Annotated in this window: 13 protein-coding genes; 8 read left to right on the forward strand and 5 right to left on the reverse strand. The window is 66.4% G+C overall.

All coding sequences use genetic code 11. The features are described 5' to 3' along the window. The first annotated feature begins 581 nt into the window (after positions 1-581). Positions 582-773, forward strand: coding sequence for a hypothetical protein (locus ACAG21_RS21435; protein ID WP_370498278.1), 192 nt, complete (start codon positions 582-584; stop codon positions 771-773). Positions 774-1525: 752 nt separating this feature from the next. On the opposite strand, the gene ACAG21_RS21440 is transcribed toward ACAG21_RS21435, so the two are convergent. Further along, positions 1526-3574, reverse strand: a complete 2049-nt coding sequence (locus tag ACAG21_RS21440) for a serine/threonine-protein kinase (protein WP_370498279.1) — start codon at positions 3572-3574, stop codon at positions 1526-1528. A gap of 193 nt (positions 3575-3767) precedes the next feature. Between ACAG21_RS21440 and ACAG21_RS21445 the strand changes: the two genes are divergently transcribed. The 7 genes from ACAG21_RS21445 to ACAG21_RS21475 all read left to right on the forward strand — a co-directional run bounded on the left by ACAG21_RS21445 (position 3768) and on the right by ACAG21_RS21475 (position 10642). Next, complete coding sequence (locus tag ACAG21_RS21445) at positions 3768-6407, forward strand: FHA domain-containing protein (RefSeq protein WP_370498280.1); 2640 nt, start codon at positions 3768-3770, stop codon at positions 6405-6407. Between the two features lie 93 nt (positions 6408-6500). Then, positions 6501-6968 (forward strand): DUF402 domain-containing protein, encoded by a 468-nt coding sequence (locus tag ACAG21_RS21450; protein ID WP_370498281.1) that lies wholly within the window; start codon positions 6501-6503, stop codon positions 6966-6968. Positions 6969-6977: 9 nt separating this feature from the next. After that, complete coding sequence (locus ACAG21_RS21455) at positions 6978-7553, forward strand: DNA polymerase ligase N-terminal domain-containing protein (RefSeq protein ID WP_370498282.1); 576 nt, start codon at positions 6978-6980, stop codon at positions 7551-7553. Then, on the forward strand, positions 7550-8548 hold the full coding sequence (gene ligD / locus ACAG21_RS21460; RefSeq protein WP_370498283.1) for a non-homologous end-joining DNA ligase: 999 nt from the start codon (positions 7550-7552) through the stop codon (positions 8546-8548). The genes ACAG21_RS21455 and ligD (ACAG21_RS21460) overlap by 4 nt, the downstream gene beginning before the upstream one ends. Beyond that, positions 8548-9438, forward strand: coding sequence for a non-homologous end-joining DNA ligase (ligD, locus tag ACAG21_RS21465; protein WP_370498284.1), 891 nt, complete (start codon positions 8548-8550; stop codon positions 9436-9438). The genes ligD (ACAG21_RS21460) and ligD (ACAG21_RS21465) overlap by 1 nt, the downstream gene beginning before the upstream one ends. Further along, positions 9431-10207 (forward strand): Fpg/Nei family DNA glycosylase, encoded by a 777-nt coding sequence (locus ACAG21_RS21470; RefSeq protein ID WP_370498285.1) that lies wholly within the window; start codon positions 9431-9433, stop codon positions 10205-10207. The genes ligD (ACAG21_RS21465) and ACAG21_RS21470 overlap by 8 nt, the downstream gene beginning before the upstream one ends. A 24-nt stretch (positions 10208-10231) precedes the next feature. After that, positions 10232-10642, forward strand: a complete 411-nt coding sequence (locus ACAG21_RS21475; protein ID WP_370498286.1) for a hypothetical protein — start codon at positions 10232-10234, stop codon at positions 10640-10642. A 3-nt stretch (positions 10643-10645) separates the two neighbouring features. Here ACAG21_RS21475 and coaE read toward each other — a convergent pair whose 3' ends face one another. The 4 genes from coaE to polA all read right to left on the reverse strand — a co-directional run bounded on the left by coaE (position 10646) and on the right by polA (position 16756). Continuing rightward, entirely contained in the window at positions 10646-11860 is a 1215-nt protein-coding gene (gene coaE, locus ACAG21_RS21480) for a dephospho-CoA kinase (protein ID WP_370498287.1), read from the reverse strand. A gap of 6 nt (positions 11861-11866) precedes the next feature. Then, positions 11867-13312, reverse strand: a complete 1446-nt coding sequence (rpsA, locus tag ACAG21_RS21485; protein WP_370498288.1) for a 30S ribosomal protein S1 — start codon at positions 13310-13312, stop codon at positions 11867-11869. Positions 13313-13553: 241 nt separating this feature from the next. Next, positions 13554-14000 carry a DMT family transporter gene (locus tag ACAG21_RS21490; protein ID WP_370498289.1) on the reverse strand — a complete coding sequence of 149 codons (447 nt, stop codon included), beginning with the start codon at positions 13998-14000 and terminating at the stop codon, positions 13554-13556. 26 nt (positions 14001-14026) lie between these two features. Then, positions 14027-16756, reverse strand: coding sequence for a DNA polymerase I (gene polA / locus ACAG21_RS21495; protein ID WP_370498290.1), 2730 nt, complete (start codon positions 16754-16756; stop codon positions 14027-14029). Positions 16757-16760 lie beyond the last annotated feature (4 nt).

The following is a 16760-nucleotide window of genomic DNA, read 5'->3' on the forward strand; positions in this document are numbered from 1 at the left end:
CCGCCGCCAAAGCCTGAGCCACCTTTTACGGGCGGCGACGGCTTCGGCACCTGAGGCGTCTCGACTGGTGCGGGGGCCGCGGGCCGTGCTGCGGGTGCTGTCGGTGACCCGGGACTAGGAGGTGCCATTTCTCCTGGCGTGAGCGGCGGTAAACGCCCTGGTGTGGGAGGCGGTAGGGGCTCAAACACTCTGGTGTTCCGCTCAAAGTATTCGGACGGGGTCCGCCACGAGTCGCCGGGAAGTGGTTTGGGGACGAACGCAGTTCCGTAATCCCCATCTTGCGGATTGATAAAAATCACCTGGCCATCTCGAAGAAGGGCTAATCCGCCCGATTTCGTGCTCGTGCCAACTCGAGTAGTCGGGTCATTCATAGCGTCGTATATCCACCTAGCCAGGTCTTGTGGTGATTTTCCCGGAAAGTGTTCCAAGGCATGACCGTGGGCAATCTCCGCTGCCACCTGAGCCTTTTGCTCCTCGGTCCAGCCCGCGAACGGGTTGCCCGGCGGTCCAGGTGGCGGTGGAGGGGCTTCTTTGAAGGTGTGGTTATCGACTGCTTGGATGTGTCCGTCTTTTGGAGGCGCATGGGACTCCGGATCTGGCGGGAAGGTATCGCGGACCCCGGCGATGGCCGCCGTAACTTTGCCAGCAACCTGTTGATCGAGCGCGACAAGTTCCGCAGCGCGTTGGCGGATATCGGCTGCCAAGGCTTGCGCCTGGACTTGACGGGCAGCTCGTTGCGCGGCCGACCCACCAGCCGAGCGATCGGTGACTGAAAGATCCTCTCCCACAACGAAACCTGCCGCACGAGCATCCTCGTCCACGTACCGCATCCGCGAGCGCCCCGCATACAGTTCGGAGGCGCCGCTGCGGGCCACTTTGGCCGCCACTTGCAGCTGGTCGACAGCCGCGCTGGTGGTTGACAAATCGGCGTGGGCTGCGGCGCGCATCGCGTCGGCGCCTTCCCCCTGCCAATCGATCGATAGCGCGTCCCGCCAAGTCTGTTGAGCCAAACCATAGCTCTGTTCGCCGACAGCCTCCCAATGCGCGGCGCCATCCGTGAGATGTTGCGTCGGCCAAGTCAGCAGCTGCGAGAGGCCGGGAAAGCCGGCGACCGCGGCCATCTACACGCCTATCACCGGCGGGGCGACAGCCTCGATCGCGTTGGCCGAGTGTGATTCGTTGGCGACGTAGCGAGTATCGGCTGCGGAGACGCCAGTTGCGCGGGTACTAATCCGTGCAGCCAGCGCGGATGCGAAAGCACCGACGTCAGCGTGGGCGGCGCTAATCGCCACGGCGCTGGCTTGACATGACAGCCCGAGCCCCGCCGGAGCTGTCATCCCGCCTAACTGGCCCGCCGAAGCGCCCCACCGACTGGCCATCGCTTGCAGAGCCGCGGTGTCCACACGCAACTGCTCCATGAGCGAAAGTTTAGGCCGACTGTCACGCAGCGAAAGTCAGTCAGATCACTGAACCACACCCGTCACACAGGCACCGTGGGGAACCACGACTCCGGCGCGCCAGAACCTCAGTGCCGGGTCCACATCCGGGTGACCGGGTCGCACTGCAGCAGATAACCGTCGTTCGACGTGGACATCGCGAACACCGGGACATCGGGTAGGTCGCATGAGCTGCCCGCAGCGTGCACCCCGGTCGCGATCGGCGCCTTGTCCCAGGTGTTGCCTTCGCACACGACCTGCTGATTGCTGGTCGGGTCGTAGGCGAGCTTGTCGACGTCGGTGCACAACCCGCCGAGCACGGCCGGCGCCGGGTGTGCGGGGGTGGTCGAGGTGCTGATCACCTGATTGGGATCGGCCACCGTGACGCCCGCCGGCACGCCACCGACCCGGGTCGCCACCACCGGGACCCGCACCACGGCGCCCTGCGCGGCGCACTCGTTGCTCAGCACCGTTTCGGTTTCGGTGCCCCGCAGCGTGCCGTCCGGTTGCGGCGCCAACGACCAGGCGACGGTCTCCTGTTGCGTCGCCCTGACTTGCCCATTGGGCTGGCGGCACCCGACGCGCTCCTGCTGCGGCGCGCCCTGCCAATACCCGCCCAGGTAACGCCAGGTGTCGGTCTCGCCGCCGTCGGCAGTGCTGGCCACTTGATGGTTGTTGTCGTCGAGCTTCGTTCCGCTGGCCGCGCACCCGTTGGTAGTGCACACGGAGCGGAACGCCCACCAGTTTGTGGCGGAGCCGTCGTGGCGGATCGGGACACCGTTGGTGGTCCGCTTGGTCCGGTCGTAGGTCAGTTGGTAGGTGCCGTCGAGCACCGGTCCCCCGGGCCTTGGCGCGACGCTGGCGGCGGGCGCGGACGGTCGCGAGGCCAACGCGGGATTGGGCTGCGGACTTGCCGGCGCGAAGGAGTACAGCGTCGACCAGGTTGCCGCGACGGCGATCAGCACCGCGCACACCAGCGCGGCCGACCAGCGAGCCCGTGACGAAAACCTATGGTAGGCAGCCGAAACGAGGCCACGAGCGCCCCGCCGGTGGTGCGGCAAGACGATGCCGTCGGCGTCCCGCACGGTTTCCGCGACGGCGTCGACCCGTTCGGCGACGGCGGCGGCGAATGCGCGACAGCGCTCGAAGCGCTCCGCGGGTTGCTTGCCAAGAGCTTTGAAGAACAGGTCGTCCAGGTAGGCCAGGTCCGGGCGGTAATCGCTGAGCCGGGGCGGATCCTCGTGCAGATGCTGACTGATCACCGCGATCGGATTGGCATGCTGGAACGGTGGAGCGCCGGTGAGGAGATGAAATGCGGTGGCGGCCAACGCATATTGGTCGGCACGCCCATCGATGTTCGATCCGGTCAACTGCTCGGGCGCCGCGTAAGCGACCGTGCCGACGGCGACGTTGGTCTCGGTGATCCCGCTGATGTTACCCAGGTGTCGCGCTACACCGAAGTCCGCCAACAGGATTCGCTGGTCGTCATCACCGGGATGGGTGAGCAGGATGTTGGCGGGTTTGACGTCGCGGTGCAGCAGGCCGCGATCGTGCGCGTAATCCAGTGCGCCCGCGACGGCTTGCAGAATCGCGCACACCTGCTCGATCGGCATCCCTTCGCAGTAGCGCTCTTTCACCAGCCGGGATGCGTCGGTGCCCTCGACGTAATCCATCGAGATCCAGAGCTGACCGTCGAACTCGCCGCGATCGTGGACGCCGACGATGTGCGGGTGCCACAGCGTGGCAGCGAGATCGGCTTCCCGGTTGAACCTTTCGCGGAATTCGCTGTCCGCGGTGACGGCCTCGGCGAGGACTTTGATCACGTCGCGACGCGGCAACCGCGGATGCAGAGCCAGATACACCTCGGCCATCCCCCCGGCGCCCAGCGGTCGCAGGATGGTGTAGCCCGCAAACGATGCGCCATTGACCATCGCCGGGCGTGAGCCGCTGACCTGCTCGACGGCGAGCTGGGGGTCGGGGTCCGGAATCGACGGGGGGACGCGGCGAAACAGGTGGGCGACGGTCATTGACGGCCGCGGATGAAATCCGGCGCGTAGTGCCGCACGGGCCTGTCGCGGATTAGTCAGCAGCCGCCGGCCGCTGCCGAGGCGCCGGGTCGGGCGCTTCAGCTCGTCCATGTGTGATGGCCCCCTCGTTAGTCAGCATTCGTGCGCGCGTCGGCACAACTCCCCGTCTCGCATCCTGCCGCACCCGGATAGGCGAAAGGCCGTTAGACGCTATGAGCCAGCTATGAAGCCGGCGGAGGAGACAAAGCTAAGTCACAGGCCAGTCCAATGGGAGGCACTGACTCCGTGCACCGATACTTGAGTAGTGAATCGACCCGCCCCTCCTGTCCTGACGATTCGGCACGACGGGTCTCAACGAACCTTCGCCGCAGGCCAAGAAGTGATCGTCGGACGCGATCAGCACGCCGATCTGCGCATCGCCGACCCGCGGATATCCCGGGCGCACCTGATCCTGCGCTTCGACCAAGGCCGCTGGCTGGCAATCGACAACGGGTCGCTGAACGGGACATACGTCAACGGCTATCGGATGCCGGTCGTCGACCTGCACGACGGCCAGAGCATCCACGTCGGAAATCCCCAGGGACCCCGGCTGACCTTCGCCATCGGACCGCAACAAGCCCACTCCAACCGGCCGCCCCGGGCCAGGCCGAATCCGGATTCGGGCCCGCCCACCATCGCCTGGTCCGCGATGCCCGACGCTGCGACCACCACGTCGCAGCCAGTCCCGCCGCCGCGCCAGCCACTCCGGCGTTCGCAACCTCAAATGCCGGGCCCGCCAAGGCATCCCGGCACACATCCGCGTAAGGCTCCGCCACGGATGCCACCGCCGCCGCGCGCGACACCTCCCGAGGAACTCACCGTCGTCAACGCCGAATCATTGCGCACGCCGGCCCCGGTGGACGAGGCACCGCCCGCCCAGTCCACCGTGATCGACGCCAAGACCGCCGACGTGTCCAACCTCGCGACACGGTTTGTGAAGTTGCTCTCACCGCGTTCGTCGTCGGCCGCGGGTACCGCCGGCGCGATGACGATCGGGCGCGCCCCCGAGAACGACATCGTCGTGTCGGACGTCCTGGCCTCGCGCCAGCACGCCACGTTGGTGCCGACGTCGCTGGGCCTGGAGATCCGGGACAACAGCATCAACGGAACCTTCGTCAATGGCACCCGGGTCGGCTCGGCCATCCTGAGCGACGACGACGTGGTCACCATCGGCAACGTCGACCTGGTGGTGCGCGACGGCACCCTGACCAAGCTGAGCGAGGCCGCGACCCGTTCCGGCGGCCTCGAGGTGCGCGACGTCAAGTACGTCGTCGACAACGGCAAACAGCTGCTGGACAACAACTCGCTGACCGCCCGTCCCGGGACATTGACCGCCGTCATCGGCGGATCCGGCGCCGGGAAGAGCACGCTGGCCCGGCTGATCGCCGGCTACACCACGCCCAGCTCCGGGTCAGCCACGTTCGAGGGCCACAACATTCACGCCGAATATGCGTCCCTGCGCAGCAGGATCGGCATGGTGCCGCAGGACGACGTCGTGCATCGTCAGCTGACCGTGAACCAGGCGCTGGGCTATGCCGCCGAACTGCGGCTGCCACCTGATACCAGCAAAGCCGACCGCGCCAAGGTCGTCACGCAGGTGCTCGAGGAACTCGACCTGACCAAACACGCCGAAACCCGAGTCGACAAGCTGTCGGGCGGCCAGCGCAAACGCGCCTCGGTGGCGCTGGAATTGCTGACCGGTCCGTCGCTGCTGATCCTGGACGAGCCGACGTCGGGCCTGGATCCCGCGCTCGACCACCAGGTCATGATGATGCTGCGCCAGCTGGCCGACGCCGGTCGCGTGGTGATCGTGGTGACGCACATGCTGTCCTACCTCGAACTGTGCGACCAGCTGCTGTTGGTGGCGCCGGGCGGCAAGACGGCCTACTGCGGCCCGCCGGACCAGATCGGTCCGGCGATGGGCACCACCAACTGGGCCAAGATCTTCACCAAGGTGGGCGCCGATCCCGAGGAGGCCAACCGGCGCTTTCTGGAACGCAGCGAGGCCCAGCGCCGGAAACCGGTGGCGGCCAGGGACGATGAGCCCGCAGCACTGGGCGAGCCGGTCCATACCAGCGTGCGGCGCCAGATCTCGACGATCGCGCGCCGGCAGATCCGCCTGGTCGTCGCCGACCGCGCCTACTTCGTCTTCCTGGCGCTGTTGCCGTTCATCCTGGGTTCGCTGTCGCTCACCGTTCCGGGCTCGAACGGATTCCATCTGCCCGGGACAAACGCGGGCACACCCGACGAAGCCGCCCAGATCCTGGCCCTGCTGATGCCCGCCGCGGCGTTCATGGGCACCGCGCTGACGATCCGCGACCTGGTCGGCGAGCGCGCCATCTTCCAGCGCGAGCAGGCCGTAGGTCTGTCCACGACCGCTTACCTGCTGGCCAAGACCGCGGTCTTTTGCGGGTTCGCGATCGTGCAGTCGGCGATCATCACCGCGATCGTGGTGATCGGCAAGAGCGCCCCGACGCGAGGCGGCCTGCTGCTGGGGCACGGTGCCGTCGCGGCCACCGTCGAGCTGTTCGCGACCGTCGCGGCGACCTGCGTCGCGTCGGCCATTCTCGGCCTGGCGATTTCGTCGCTGGTCCGCTCCAGCGAGCAGATCATGCCGTTGTTCGTGGTGGCCGTGATGGCGCAGCTGGTGCTGTGCGGTGGCATGGTCCCGGTGACCGGGCGGCTCGGGCTCGATCAGCTGTCGTTCGTGATGCCGGCGCGCTGGGGTTACGCCGCGGCGGCCGCGACGGTCGACCTGCGGCACCTGGTGCCGGATTCGCTGCTCTCCCAGGACCGCTTCTGGCAGCACACGGTGAAAACCTGGCTGTTCGACATGGGCATGCTCGGCGGCCTGTCGTTGTGTTATCTCGGTTTCGTCCGGTGGAAGATCCGGCTGCGACGCTGAGGGCCGCTATCCCGGTAAGGTGACGCCATCCACCCTCCGAAGCACGAAACGTTCGACCTGCGCGCCCGCACCAACACCGATCCCAAAGGCATTGTGCGGGCGGTCGACGAGTATGCGGTGCACCCGTGGGGGCTCTATATCGCCCGGCCGACCCCGGGCCGGGCCCAGTTCCACTACCTGGAATCGTGGCTGTTGCCGTCACTGGGATTGCGCGCCACGGTGTTCCACTTCAACCCGGGCCATGAGCGTGACCACGACTACTACCTGGACGTGGGCGAATATGTGCCCGGCCCCGACGTGTGGACCGCGGAGGACCACTACCTCGATATCGAGGTGCGCACCGGCTCCGGCGCGGCGTTGGCCGATGTCGATGAGCTGCTCGATGCCGTCCGGCACGGCCTGCTGGCTCCCGAGATTGCCGACCAAGCGGTGCGTCGCGCCGTGCACGCCGTCGAGGGGCTGGCCCGCAACGGCTATGACCTGCAGCGCTGGCTGGGCGGTGACGGCATCGAACTCACCTGGCGCCCGCGGCGCCAGTTTTCGCAGCGGGCACCGGGGTAACTCTGCGGTATGCCTTTGAGTGAGTACCGGCGTAAACGGCGCTTCCGGCGCAGCCCAGAACCGCGCGGGCGGCTGGGGCGTCGACGTCGTACCGGCACGACCGAGCCGTCCTTCGTGATCCAGCACCACGCCGCCCGCAGCGACCACTACGACCTGCGCCTGGAGATCCGGGGCGTGCTCGTCTCCTGGGTGATCGCCAACGGGCCGTCCGCGAACCCCAGAGACCGGCGGCTGGCACGCCGGACCGAGGATCACCCGCTGGACTACGCGGAATTCGAAGGCGTGATCCCCGAGGGCGAGTACGGCGCCGGCCCGGTGATCGTCTGGGACCGGGGCAGCTACACCAATGCGACCGGATACGAGATGGCCGAATGCCTGGATCGCGGCCATCTTTCGTTCCATTTGCGGGGCGAGAAGCTGACCGGCGGTTTCACCCTTACCAGGGTTCGTGACGGCGCGGACGAGACCTGGCTGCTGATCAAACGCAAAGACGAGGGTGCCGACCCTCGCCGCCAGCCGGTGAAGAGTCGACCCGAGTCGGTGTTGTCCGGCCGCACCCTGGACGACCTGGATGAATCGCCATGACCGATCTCGCCGGCCTGCCCGACTCGGTGCGCGAAGCGTTGCGCGACGAGTCGGTGCCGGACTGGCGAGCTCCGACGCTGGCCACCCTGACCGATAAGAGATTCTCCGACCCGAACTGGATCTTCGAGCGCAAGTTCGACGGCATGCGTTGCCTGGCGTTTCGCGACGGTGACCGCATCCGGCTGCTGTCACGAAATCGCCAGCCGCTCAACGGAACCTACCCGGAGCTCGTCGACGCGCTCGCCGCGCAGCAGACCACCCGATTCGTGGTGGACGGTGAGGTTGTGGCGTTCCAGGGACGCCGTACCAGCTTTGCCAGGTTGCAGGGACGGCTGGGCATCACCGATCCGGACGTGGCCCGGGCGTCGCGAATCCGGGTCTACTACTACCTTTTCGACCTGCTGCACCTCGACGGCAAGTGCACCACCGAGCTGTCGCTGACGTGGCGTAAACGATTGTTGCGCGAGGCGATCACCTTCGGTGATCCGTTGCGCAACACCGCCCACCGCGTCGGCGATGGCCTCGCCGCCTACCAGGCCGCATGCCGGCGCGGCGACGAAGGAGTGATCGCCAAGCTGGCCGACTCTACCTACGAAAGCGGCCGCTCGAAGAATTGGCTGAAGTTCAAGTGCGTTCGCGACCAGGAATTCGTCGTCGGCGGTTACACCAGTCCGAGCGGTAGCCGAATCGAGTTGGGCGCGTTGCTGATCGGCTACTACGACGGCAGCGACCTCGTCTATGCCGGCAAAGTCGGCACCGGCTTCGACGAGGCCACGCTGCGCAGCCTGCACCAGCGGCTCTCGCCGATCGAGCAGGACACTCCGCCGTTCACCCGAGGGTTGGTGCGCCAAAACGGCGCCCAGTGGGTGCGTCCGGAGTTGGTGGCCCAGATCGGGTTTACTGAGTGGACGCGCGACGGCAAGCTGCGCCATCCGCGTTACCAGGGACTACGGACCGATAAGGACCCCGGCGATGTGGTACGGGAGACACACTGATGCCACGCATTGACGTCGAGATCACCCATCCGGATCGCGTCTTGTTCCCCGAGACCGGTACCACCAAGCGGGAGCTGGCCGACTACTACGGCGAAGTGGCCGACGCGATGCTCCCGCACCTTAAGGGCCGCGCGGTGACCGTGCAGAGGTTTCCCCGTGGGATTGGTGAAACAGGTTTCGTACAACAAGATTTCGCTGACACCCTGCCAGAGTGGATGCCCGGCGTCGAAGTCGCCAAGGAAGGCGGCACCCTGGTGCACCCACTGGTCGAACGCCCGGAAGCCCTGCGCTGGCTGGCCAACCAGAGCTGCATCACGCTACATATCTGGCAGTCGCGCAAAGATCGGCTACACCATCCGGACCGATTGGTTTTCGACCTCGATCCGTCGGACACCGACTTCGCGGTGGTGCGCGCGACCGCCCGCGCGATGGCCGACGTGCTGGACGACCTGGGATTGGCACGCTATGTGCAGACCACCGGATCGCGCGGACTGCACGTCGTGGTGCCGCTGCGGCCCGAAGCCGACTTCGATACCGCTCGGCAGTTCGCCCGGGACGTCGCCGAAGTCGTCGTGGCCGACGACGACGCACACCGCACCGTGGAAGCCCGAAAGGACAAGCGCGGCGACCGGGTATACCTCGACATCATGCGAAATGCCTACGCGCAGACTGCTGTTGCGCCGTATTCGGTCCGAGCTCGACCCACCGCCCCGGTGGCAACTCCGCTGGAGTGGGACGAACTGGACACACGCGGCCTGCGAGCGGACCGGTTCACCATCCGCGACCTGCCCAAACGACTGAGCGGCCAAGGCGATCCGTGGGCAGACATGTACCGGCACGCCCGTTCACTGACCGGACCGCGAGAGCGGTTGGCGAAGCTGCGTGCCTGAACTACCCGACGTCGAGGGGTTCCGGCGCGAGTTGGCAAACACCTTGCCCCGCCGCCGTATTCAGCGCGTGCAGGTCCGCGACCCCGGCATTCTGCGCAACACATCTGCCGCGGCACTCGGCCGCCGCCTCGACGGGCACCGCTTCCGCACACCGCGTCGCCACGGCAAGTGGCTGATACTGCCCACCGACGGCCCGACGCTGGTTATCCACAGTGGTATGACCGGGCACCCGTACTTCGCCGACGCCGGGACCGAGCGTGAGAAGTACGAACGCCTGGTGATCTCGCTCGACAAAGGCGAACTGCGCTACGCGGACCTGCGCAAACTGCGCGGGGTGTGGCTGGCCGACAACGACGACGATCTCGCGGAGATACTCGGCCGGCAGGGTCCCGACGCGCTGGGCATGAGCCTGAGGGTCTTTCGCGACGTGCTCGGCGCACGGCACGGCCAGTTGAAGCCGACACTGATGGACCAGTCGGTGATTGCCGGCCTGGGCAATCTGCTGACCGACGAAATCTGCTGGCGGGCCAGGTTGCGACCGACCCACCCGGTCGCCGGGCTCGCGGCCGGCGAGGTGAAGCGCCTGCATACCGCGATGACCCAGGTGTTGCGCACCGCCGTCCGGCACGGCCGGGTGCCGGGACTGCCCCGATGGCTGACCAGGGTGCGTGACGAACCAGATCCGGCGTGCCCGCGCTGCGGGACGCGCCTGTGCCAGCGCCGGGTGGGCGGCCGGATGTCGTTGTGGTGCCCGAACTGCCAGCGTTAGCGGCTGGGCGTAATCTCTGCAGCTATGACCCCTCGTAAGCGCTGGTCTATGCCGGTGGTCGCGGTCAGCGTCATCGGCTCGCAGCTGATTCCCGTAACGGCCCATGCCGACCTGCACAACATCACCTATCGCGCCAGGATCGACGCCCTGACGACCGGCAGTCAGGCCACCTTTGTCACCAACGGCGGCCAGACCAACACCACGAACCTTCCGTCGATGCCGGGCAACGCGTTCGAGGCCAACACCGTGTTGCCCGACCCGGCCCAGGCCGGCCTGCGGATCGTGCTGCACTTCCCCTACGCGGCGAACGTGCACTGCGAGATCGACGTCGACGACACCGTTTTCGTTCAGGCCGACCAAATGGTCCGGCCCACACCCGGCAATTCCGACCCCAATAACGGTGCGCTGCAATGTGGAGCACCGCTGCCGACGTAGCAGCTACGGCCGCCAGCCGGTGAAATCCGCCCACTCCCAGGCCCGGCGGTAGGCGTCGGCAAACCATGGCTCCTTGGCCTCGACGTAGATCGCCGTGTCACCGTCGGCGGGCTTTTCGGCCTCGTGTTTGACGGCCAGGTAATCAGCCCGTTCCTCGGGGTTGGCGGCCAGCCAGTCGACGAACAGCAACGCGAACTGCTGATTGGGCCAGCCGGCCACTCTGATGTGCACATTGGTGGGGCGCCCAGGATCGGCCGAAGCATGAATGCGCTTGCGCCACAGTGTCGGATCGTCGCTGTGGTCGTAATCGCTGACCGTGCTGCGCGCATCGGCCTTGACGTCGTCCTGCTCGATATGCTCGATGCGCGGGTAACCAGCCGTGAGCAAGGCGTCGGTGAGTTCATCTGCCACCGCGAGGGATTCGACGGTGATCTGGATGTCGATCACGTCCTTGGCGTCGAACTCCGGCACCGCGGTCGATCCAATGTGGTCGACACGCAACGCCTTATGGCCGCAGGACGCCGCCAGCCGGTTGACGATGCGGCGCGCCTGGTCCGGCCAGGTCGGATCGGCCGGCACCACGCGCGCCGGTGCACGAACGAACCGCCGCTCGGCCAGATTGTGCGCGAACGGCACAATCCGGTCGTTCCACACCTCATGGGCCCGCTTGACCAAATCCTCTTGACTGCCGGAGTTATCCAGCCAGATGTCGGCGACGGCCTCACGCTGCTCGTCGTTGGCCTGAGCCGCGATCCGGGCCCGGGCATCGTCCTCGGACATGCCGCGCTGCTCGACCAGCCGGCGCACCCGTAGTTCCACATCGGCGTGCACGATGATCACCAACGGAAACAGCGGCGCCATACCGGATTCCACCAGCAGCGGAATGTCCTCGACGACAACCGAATCCTCCGGGACCGAGGCGATGATCTCCTCGCGCCGCTTGCCCACCAGCGGATGAACAATCGAATTCAGCTTCTGGCGAGCCTCGTCGTCGGCAAAAGCCTTGGCGGCCAACGCCGGACGATCCAACGATCCGTCCGGCTGCAGGATGTCCTCACCGAACGCCTCGACGAGCGACGCCAACCCCGGGGTGCCCGGCTGGACAACCTCCCGGGAGATGACGTCGCCGTCGACGATGATCCCACCGCATTGCGCGAACGTGGCGGACAGCGCCGATTTCCCGGCGCCGATGCCACCGGTCAACCCGATGCGCAGCATCGAGAGTTAGGCGTTGCCGGCGAGCTTTTCGCGCAGCGCGGCCAGCTGAGCGTCGCTGGCGAGCGAGCCGCCCGCCTCCTTCTGCGAGGACGCACCGTTGCCCGGCGCGTGATCGCTGTCGGCGTGCCCGGCGGCTTCGGCAGCGGCGAACTTCTCCATCTGCGCGGTGTGCATCTTGTGCCGGCGCTCGGCCTCGGCGTAGCGGGCCTCCCACTCGTTGCGCTGAGCGTCGAAGCCTTCGATCCACTCGTTGGTTTCGGAGTCGAAGCCCTCGGGGAAGATGTAGTTGCCCTGCTCGTCGTAGCTGTCGGCCATGCCGTACTTGGCGGGGTCGAACTCGTCGGTGTAGTCCTCGTTGGCCTGCTTGAGCGACAACGAAATTCGGCGGCGCTCCAGGTCGATGTCGATGACCTTGACCATCGCGTCGTCGCCGACGGCGACCACCTGGTCGGGCACCTCGACGTGGCGCTCGGCCAACTCCGAGATGTGCACCAGGCCTTCGATGCCCTCCTCGACACGCACGAACGCGCCGAACGGCACCAGCTTGGTCACCTTGCCGGGAACGATCTGACCGATGGCGTGGGTGCGGGCGAAGTGGCGCCACGGATCTTCCTGAGTCGCCTTGAGCGACAACGAAACCCGCTCGCGGTCCATATCGACGTCGAGCACCTCGACGGTGACCTCGTCGCCGACCTGGACGACCTCGGACGGGTGATCGATGTGCTTCCAAGACAATTCGGAAACGTGCACCAGACCGTCGACACCACCGAGATCGACGAACGCGCCGAAGTTGACGATCGACGACACCACACCCTTGCGGATGGTGCCCTTCTGCAGCTGGTTGAGGAACTCGCTGCGCACCTCGGACTGGGTCTGCTCCAGCCAGGCGCGGCGGCTCAGCACCACGTTGTTGCGGTTCTTGTCCAGCTCGATGATCTTGGCTTCGATCTCCTTGCCGATGTAGGGCTGCAGATCGCGCACCCGGCGCATCTCGACCAGCGAGGCGGGCAGGAAGCCGCGCAGGCCGATGTCGAGGATCAGGCCGCCCTTGACGACCTCGATGACGGTGCCCTTGACGGCCTCGTCCTTTTCCTTGAGCGCTTCGATGGTGCCCCAGGCGCGCTCGTACTGCGCGCGCTTCTTGGACAGGATCAGACGGCCTTCTTTGTCCTCCTTGGTGAGAACAAGGGCCTCTACCTCATCGCCCACGGTAACGACCTCGTTCGGGTCGACATCGTGCTTGATGGAGAGTTCGCGGGCGGGGATGACCCCTTCGGTCTTGTAGCCGATATCGAGGAGCACCTCGTCCCGGTCCACTTTGACGATCGTGCCTTCGACGATGTCGCCATCGTTGAAGTACTTGATCGTTTTGTCTATTGCGGCGAGAAAGTCCTCGCTCGAGCCAATGTCGTTGACGGCTACTTGCGGCGAGGTGACGGCGGGACTCGGCATATTGTTGGGGTGCTCCGGACAGGTTGGGTCGTAGGGATAAAACTGGGATTTAACTGATAAGGCTACTCGACAGGGCACACGCTGGACAAACTCGACCGGCGCGCCACGTCGGGCCACGCCTAATATTCGGCCTGCGGCACCCTTCGCGCAACCCCGACTTTGACGTCGATTGTTGTCATCATGCCGGTCCCGAATACTCGCCGGGCCTGCGCGGGGACGGCTGGTGCGCCATTTCGCCTTGTCAGAACTTGGCGATCAGCACCACTCCGCCCACCATCAGCACGCCGCCCAGGGCCCGCGGCAACGTGATCGGATGATGATCCAGCCGTAACCAGCCGAAATGGTCGAGAAGCAACGACATGATGAGCGCCGACGTGACGGTGAAGGCCATGAAGGTGCCGGCTCCGACCCGGTTGACCAGGGTGAGGCCGGCATAGACCTGGACCGCTCCGACCAGTCCACCGATCACGGCCCACCACGGCATCGACGCGATGTCCCGGGCGGTGGGCAGCGGCTTCGGCATCAGCAGGAACGCGGCGATGAAGAAAACGGTGATGACCGCGAACGAAATCGCCGACGCCAGCCATGGGTTGATCATGTGCTTGTAGAGCTGGCCGTTCATGGCGGCACCACAGGTCTGAAGCGCACCGCCCAGGATGATGAAAGGGATGATCCAGGCGGCGTTCATGCCACTCCTTCTTCTGGTGAGCGCTTCTAGTGCGCGGCGGCGTCCCAGGAACGGCCGTAGCCGACGGAAACCTCCAGCGGGACGTCCAGCGAGTAGGCGGAACCCATCTTGTCGCGCGCCAGCTTCTCGACCTGTTCCCGCTCGCCGGGCGCGATCTCGAACAGCAATTCGTCGTGTACCTGCAACAACATTCGGGATTTGAGCCCGGCCTCTTTGATCGCCTTGTCGACCTCGATCATCGCGACCTTGATGATGTCGGCCGCGCTGCCCTGAATCGGCGCGTTGAGTGCCGCCCGTTCGGCGGCCTCGCGCACGTTGCGGTTACTGCTGTCCAGCTCGGGCAGGTAGCGCCGGCGGCCGAACACCGTGGAGGTGTAACCGTCCTTGCGGGCCTGTTCGACGACGTCGCGCAGGTAGTCGCGGATGCCGCCGAATCGGGCGAAGTATTGGTCCATCTGCTCTTTGGCTTCTTCGGTGGAGATCTTGAGCTGGGCGGCCAATCCGTAGGCGCTCAATCCGTAGGCCAGCCCGTAAGACATCGCCTTGACCCGACGGCGCAGCTCGGGGGTGACTTCCTCGATCGGCACTCCGAAGGCCCGAGAGGCGACGAAGGAGTGCAGGTCTTCGCCGGTGTTGAACGCCTCGATCAGGCCTGCGTCCTGCGACAGATGCGCCATGATCCGCATCTCGATCTGGCTGTAGTCGGCGGTCATCAGCTCCGCGTAACCGTCACCGACCACGAACGCGTCGCGGATGCGCCGGCCCGCCTCGGTGCGGATCGGAATGTTCTGCAGATTCGGCTCGGTCGACGACAACCGGCCCGTCGCGGCAATGGTCTGGTTGAACGTCGTGTGGATACGTCCGTCGGAGGCCACCGAATTCAGCAGCCCGTCGACGGTGACCTTGAGCCGGGTGGCGTCCCGGTGGGCCAGCAGATGCTGCAGGAACGGATGGCCGGTCTTGTCGAACAGCGACTGCAGGGCGTCCGCGTCGGTGGTGTAGCCGGTCTTGGTGCGCTTGGTCTTCGGCATGCCCAGCTCGTCGAAGAGCACCGTCTGCAACTGCTTTGGCGAGCCCAGGTTGATCTGCTTGCCGATCACCTCGTAGGCCGCTTCGGCCGCGTCGCGGATCTGGTGCGCGAAATCACTTTGCAGCTCGGACAGTTTCGGCAGATCCACCGCGATGCCGACGTGCTCGAGCCCGGCCAGCACGCGTTGCACCGGCAGCTCCATGCCTTCGAGCAGTGCGGTGGAGTTGATCCGGGCCAGCTCCTCGTCCAGCGCATCGGCCAGGTCCAGCACCGCCACGGCGCGCAGGATCAGCGTCTGCACCGCCTGGTCGTCCACGCCTTCGGAATCGTCGAGAAGCGAAAGCTGTTGCTGCTCAGCTGTTTCCGCGCGCAGTTCGCGGCGCAGATAACGCAGCGACAGGTCGTCGAGGGAGAAGCTGCGCTGCCCGGGCCGCACCAGGTAGGCCGCCAGCGCGGTGTCGGAGGTGACACCGTTTAACGTCCAGCCCCGCCCGGCGAGGTCGTGCATCGCCAGCTTGGCTTCGTGCAGCGCCTTGGGCGGGCCGGGATCGGCCAGCCAGGACGCCAGTGCCGCCTCGTCGTCGGGATCCAGCGCCGAGGTGTCGATGTAGCGGCCCTCGCCGTCGGCGGACACGATCGCCAGCGCGGTGGCGTCGGCGTCGTAGGCCAGGTGGGTGCCGACGACGGCCAGGCCGAACCGCTTGCCGGAGCTGTGTTCGGCCAGCCACACGGCCAGCTGACCGGGTTCGAGCGCGCCGCCGCGAACATCGAATCCCTCGTCGACTTCGGGGTCCACCGAGGCCAGGGTTTCGAACAGCCGGTCGCGCAGAACCCGGAACTCGAGGTCGTCGAAGAGCCGGTGGATCTGGTCGCGATCCCACGGCAGCATCCGCAGCGTGTCCGGGGTCTGCGCCAGCGGCACATCCTTGACGAGGTCGGTGAGCTCGCGGTTGCGGATGACGTTGGCCAGGTGGGTCCGCAGCGCGTCGCCGACCTTGCCGCGCACCGAGTCGACGTTGTCGACCAGGCCCTGCAGCGACCCGTACTCGACGATCCACTTGGACGCGGTCTTCTCCCCCACGCCCGGGATGCCGGGCAGGTTGTCGCTGGGATCGCCCCGCAGGGCGGCGAAGTCGGGGTACTGCGCAGGTGTCAGCCCGTACTTCTCGACGACCGCCTCCGGAGTGAAGCGGGTGAGCTCGCTCACTCCCTTGCGCGGATAGAGCACCGTCACGTCGTCGCTGACCAGTTGCAAGGAGTCACGGTCGCCGGTGACCACCAGGACCCGGTAGCCCTCGTTCTCCGCCTGGGTGGCCAGCGTCGCGATCAGGTCGTCGGCTTCGAATCCGGGCTCGGCGAGCACCGTGATGCCCAGTGCGCCCAGCACTTCCTTGGTGATGTCGATCTGGCCGCGGAACTCGTCGGGCGTCTCCGACCGGCCGGCCTTGTACTCCGGGTAGCGCTCCAGCCGGAACGTCTGACGCGAGACGTCGAACGCCGCGGCGATGTGCGTCGGCGCCTCGTCGCGCAGCAGGTTGATCAGCATGGCGGTGAAGCCGTAGACCGCGTTGGTGGTCAGGCCGCCGCGGGTCTTGAAGTTCTCCGCGGGCAGCGCGTAGAACGCCCGAAAGGCCAGCGAATTGCCGTCCAGCAACATCAGTGTCGGCTTGGTCTGTTCCTGGCTGGGAATTGTGGTCGCGACGGGCACGGCTTTCACTCTAGGCATCCGC

This window comes from Mycobacterium sp. pR1184, from assembly GCF_041287235.1.
Taxonomy (GTDB): Bacteria; Actinomycetota; Actinomycetes; order Mycobacteriales; family Mycobacteriaceae; genus Mycobacterium.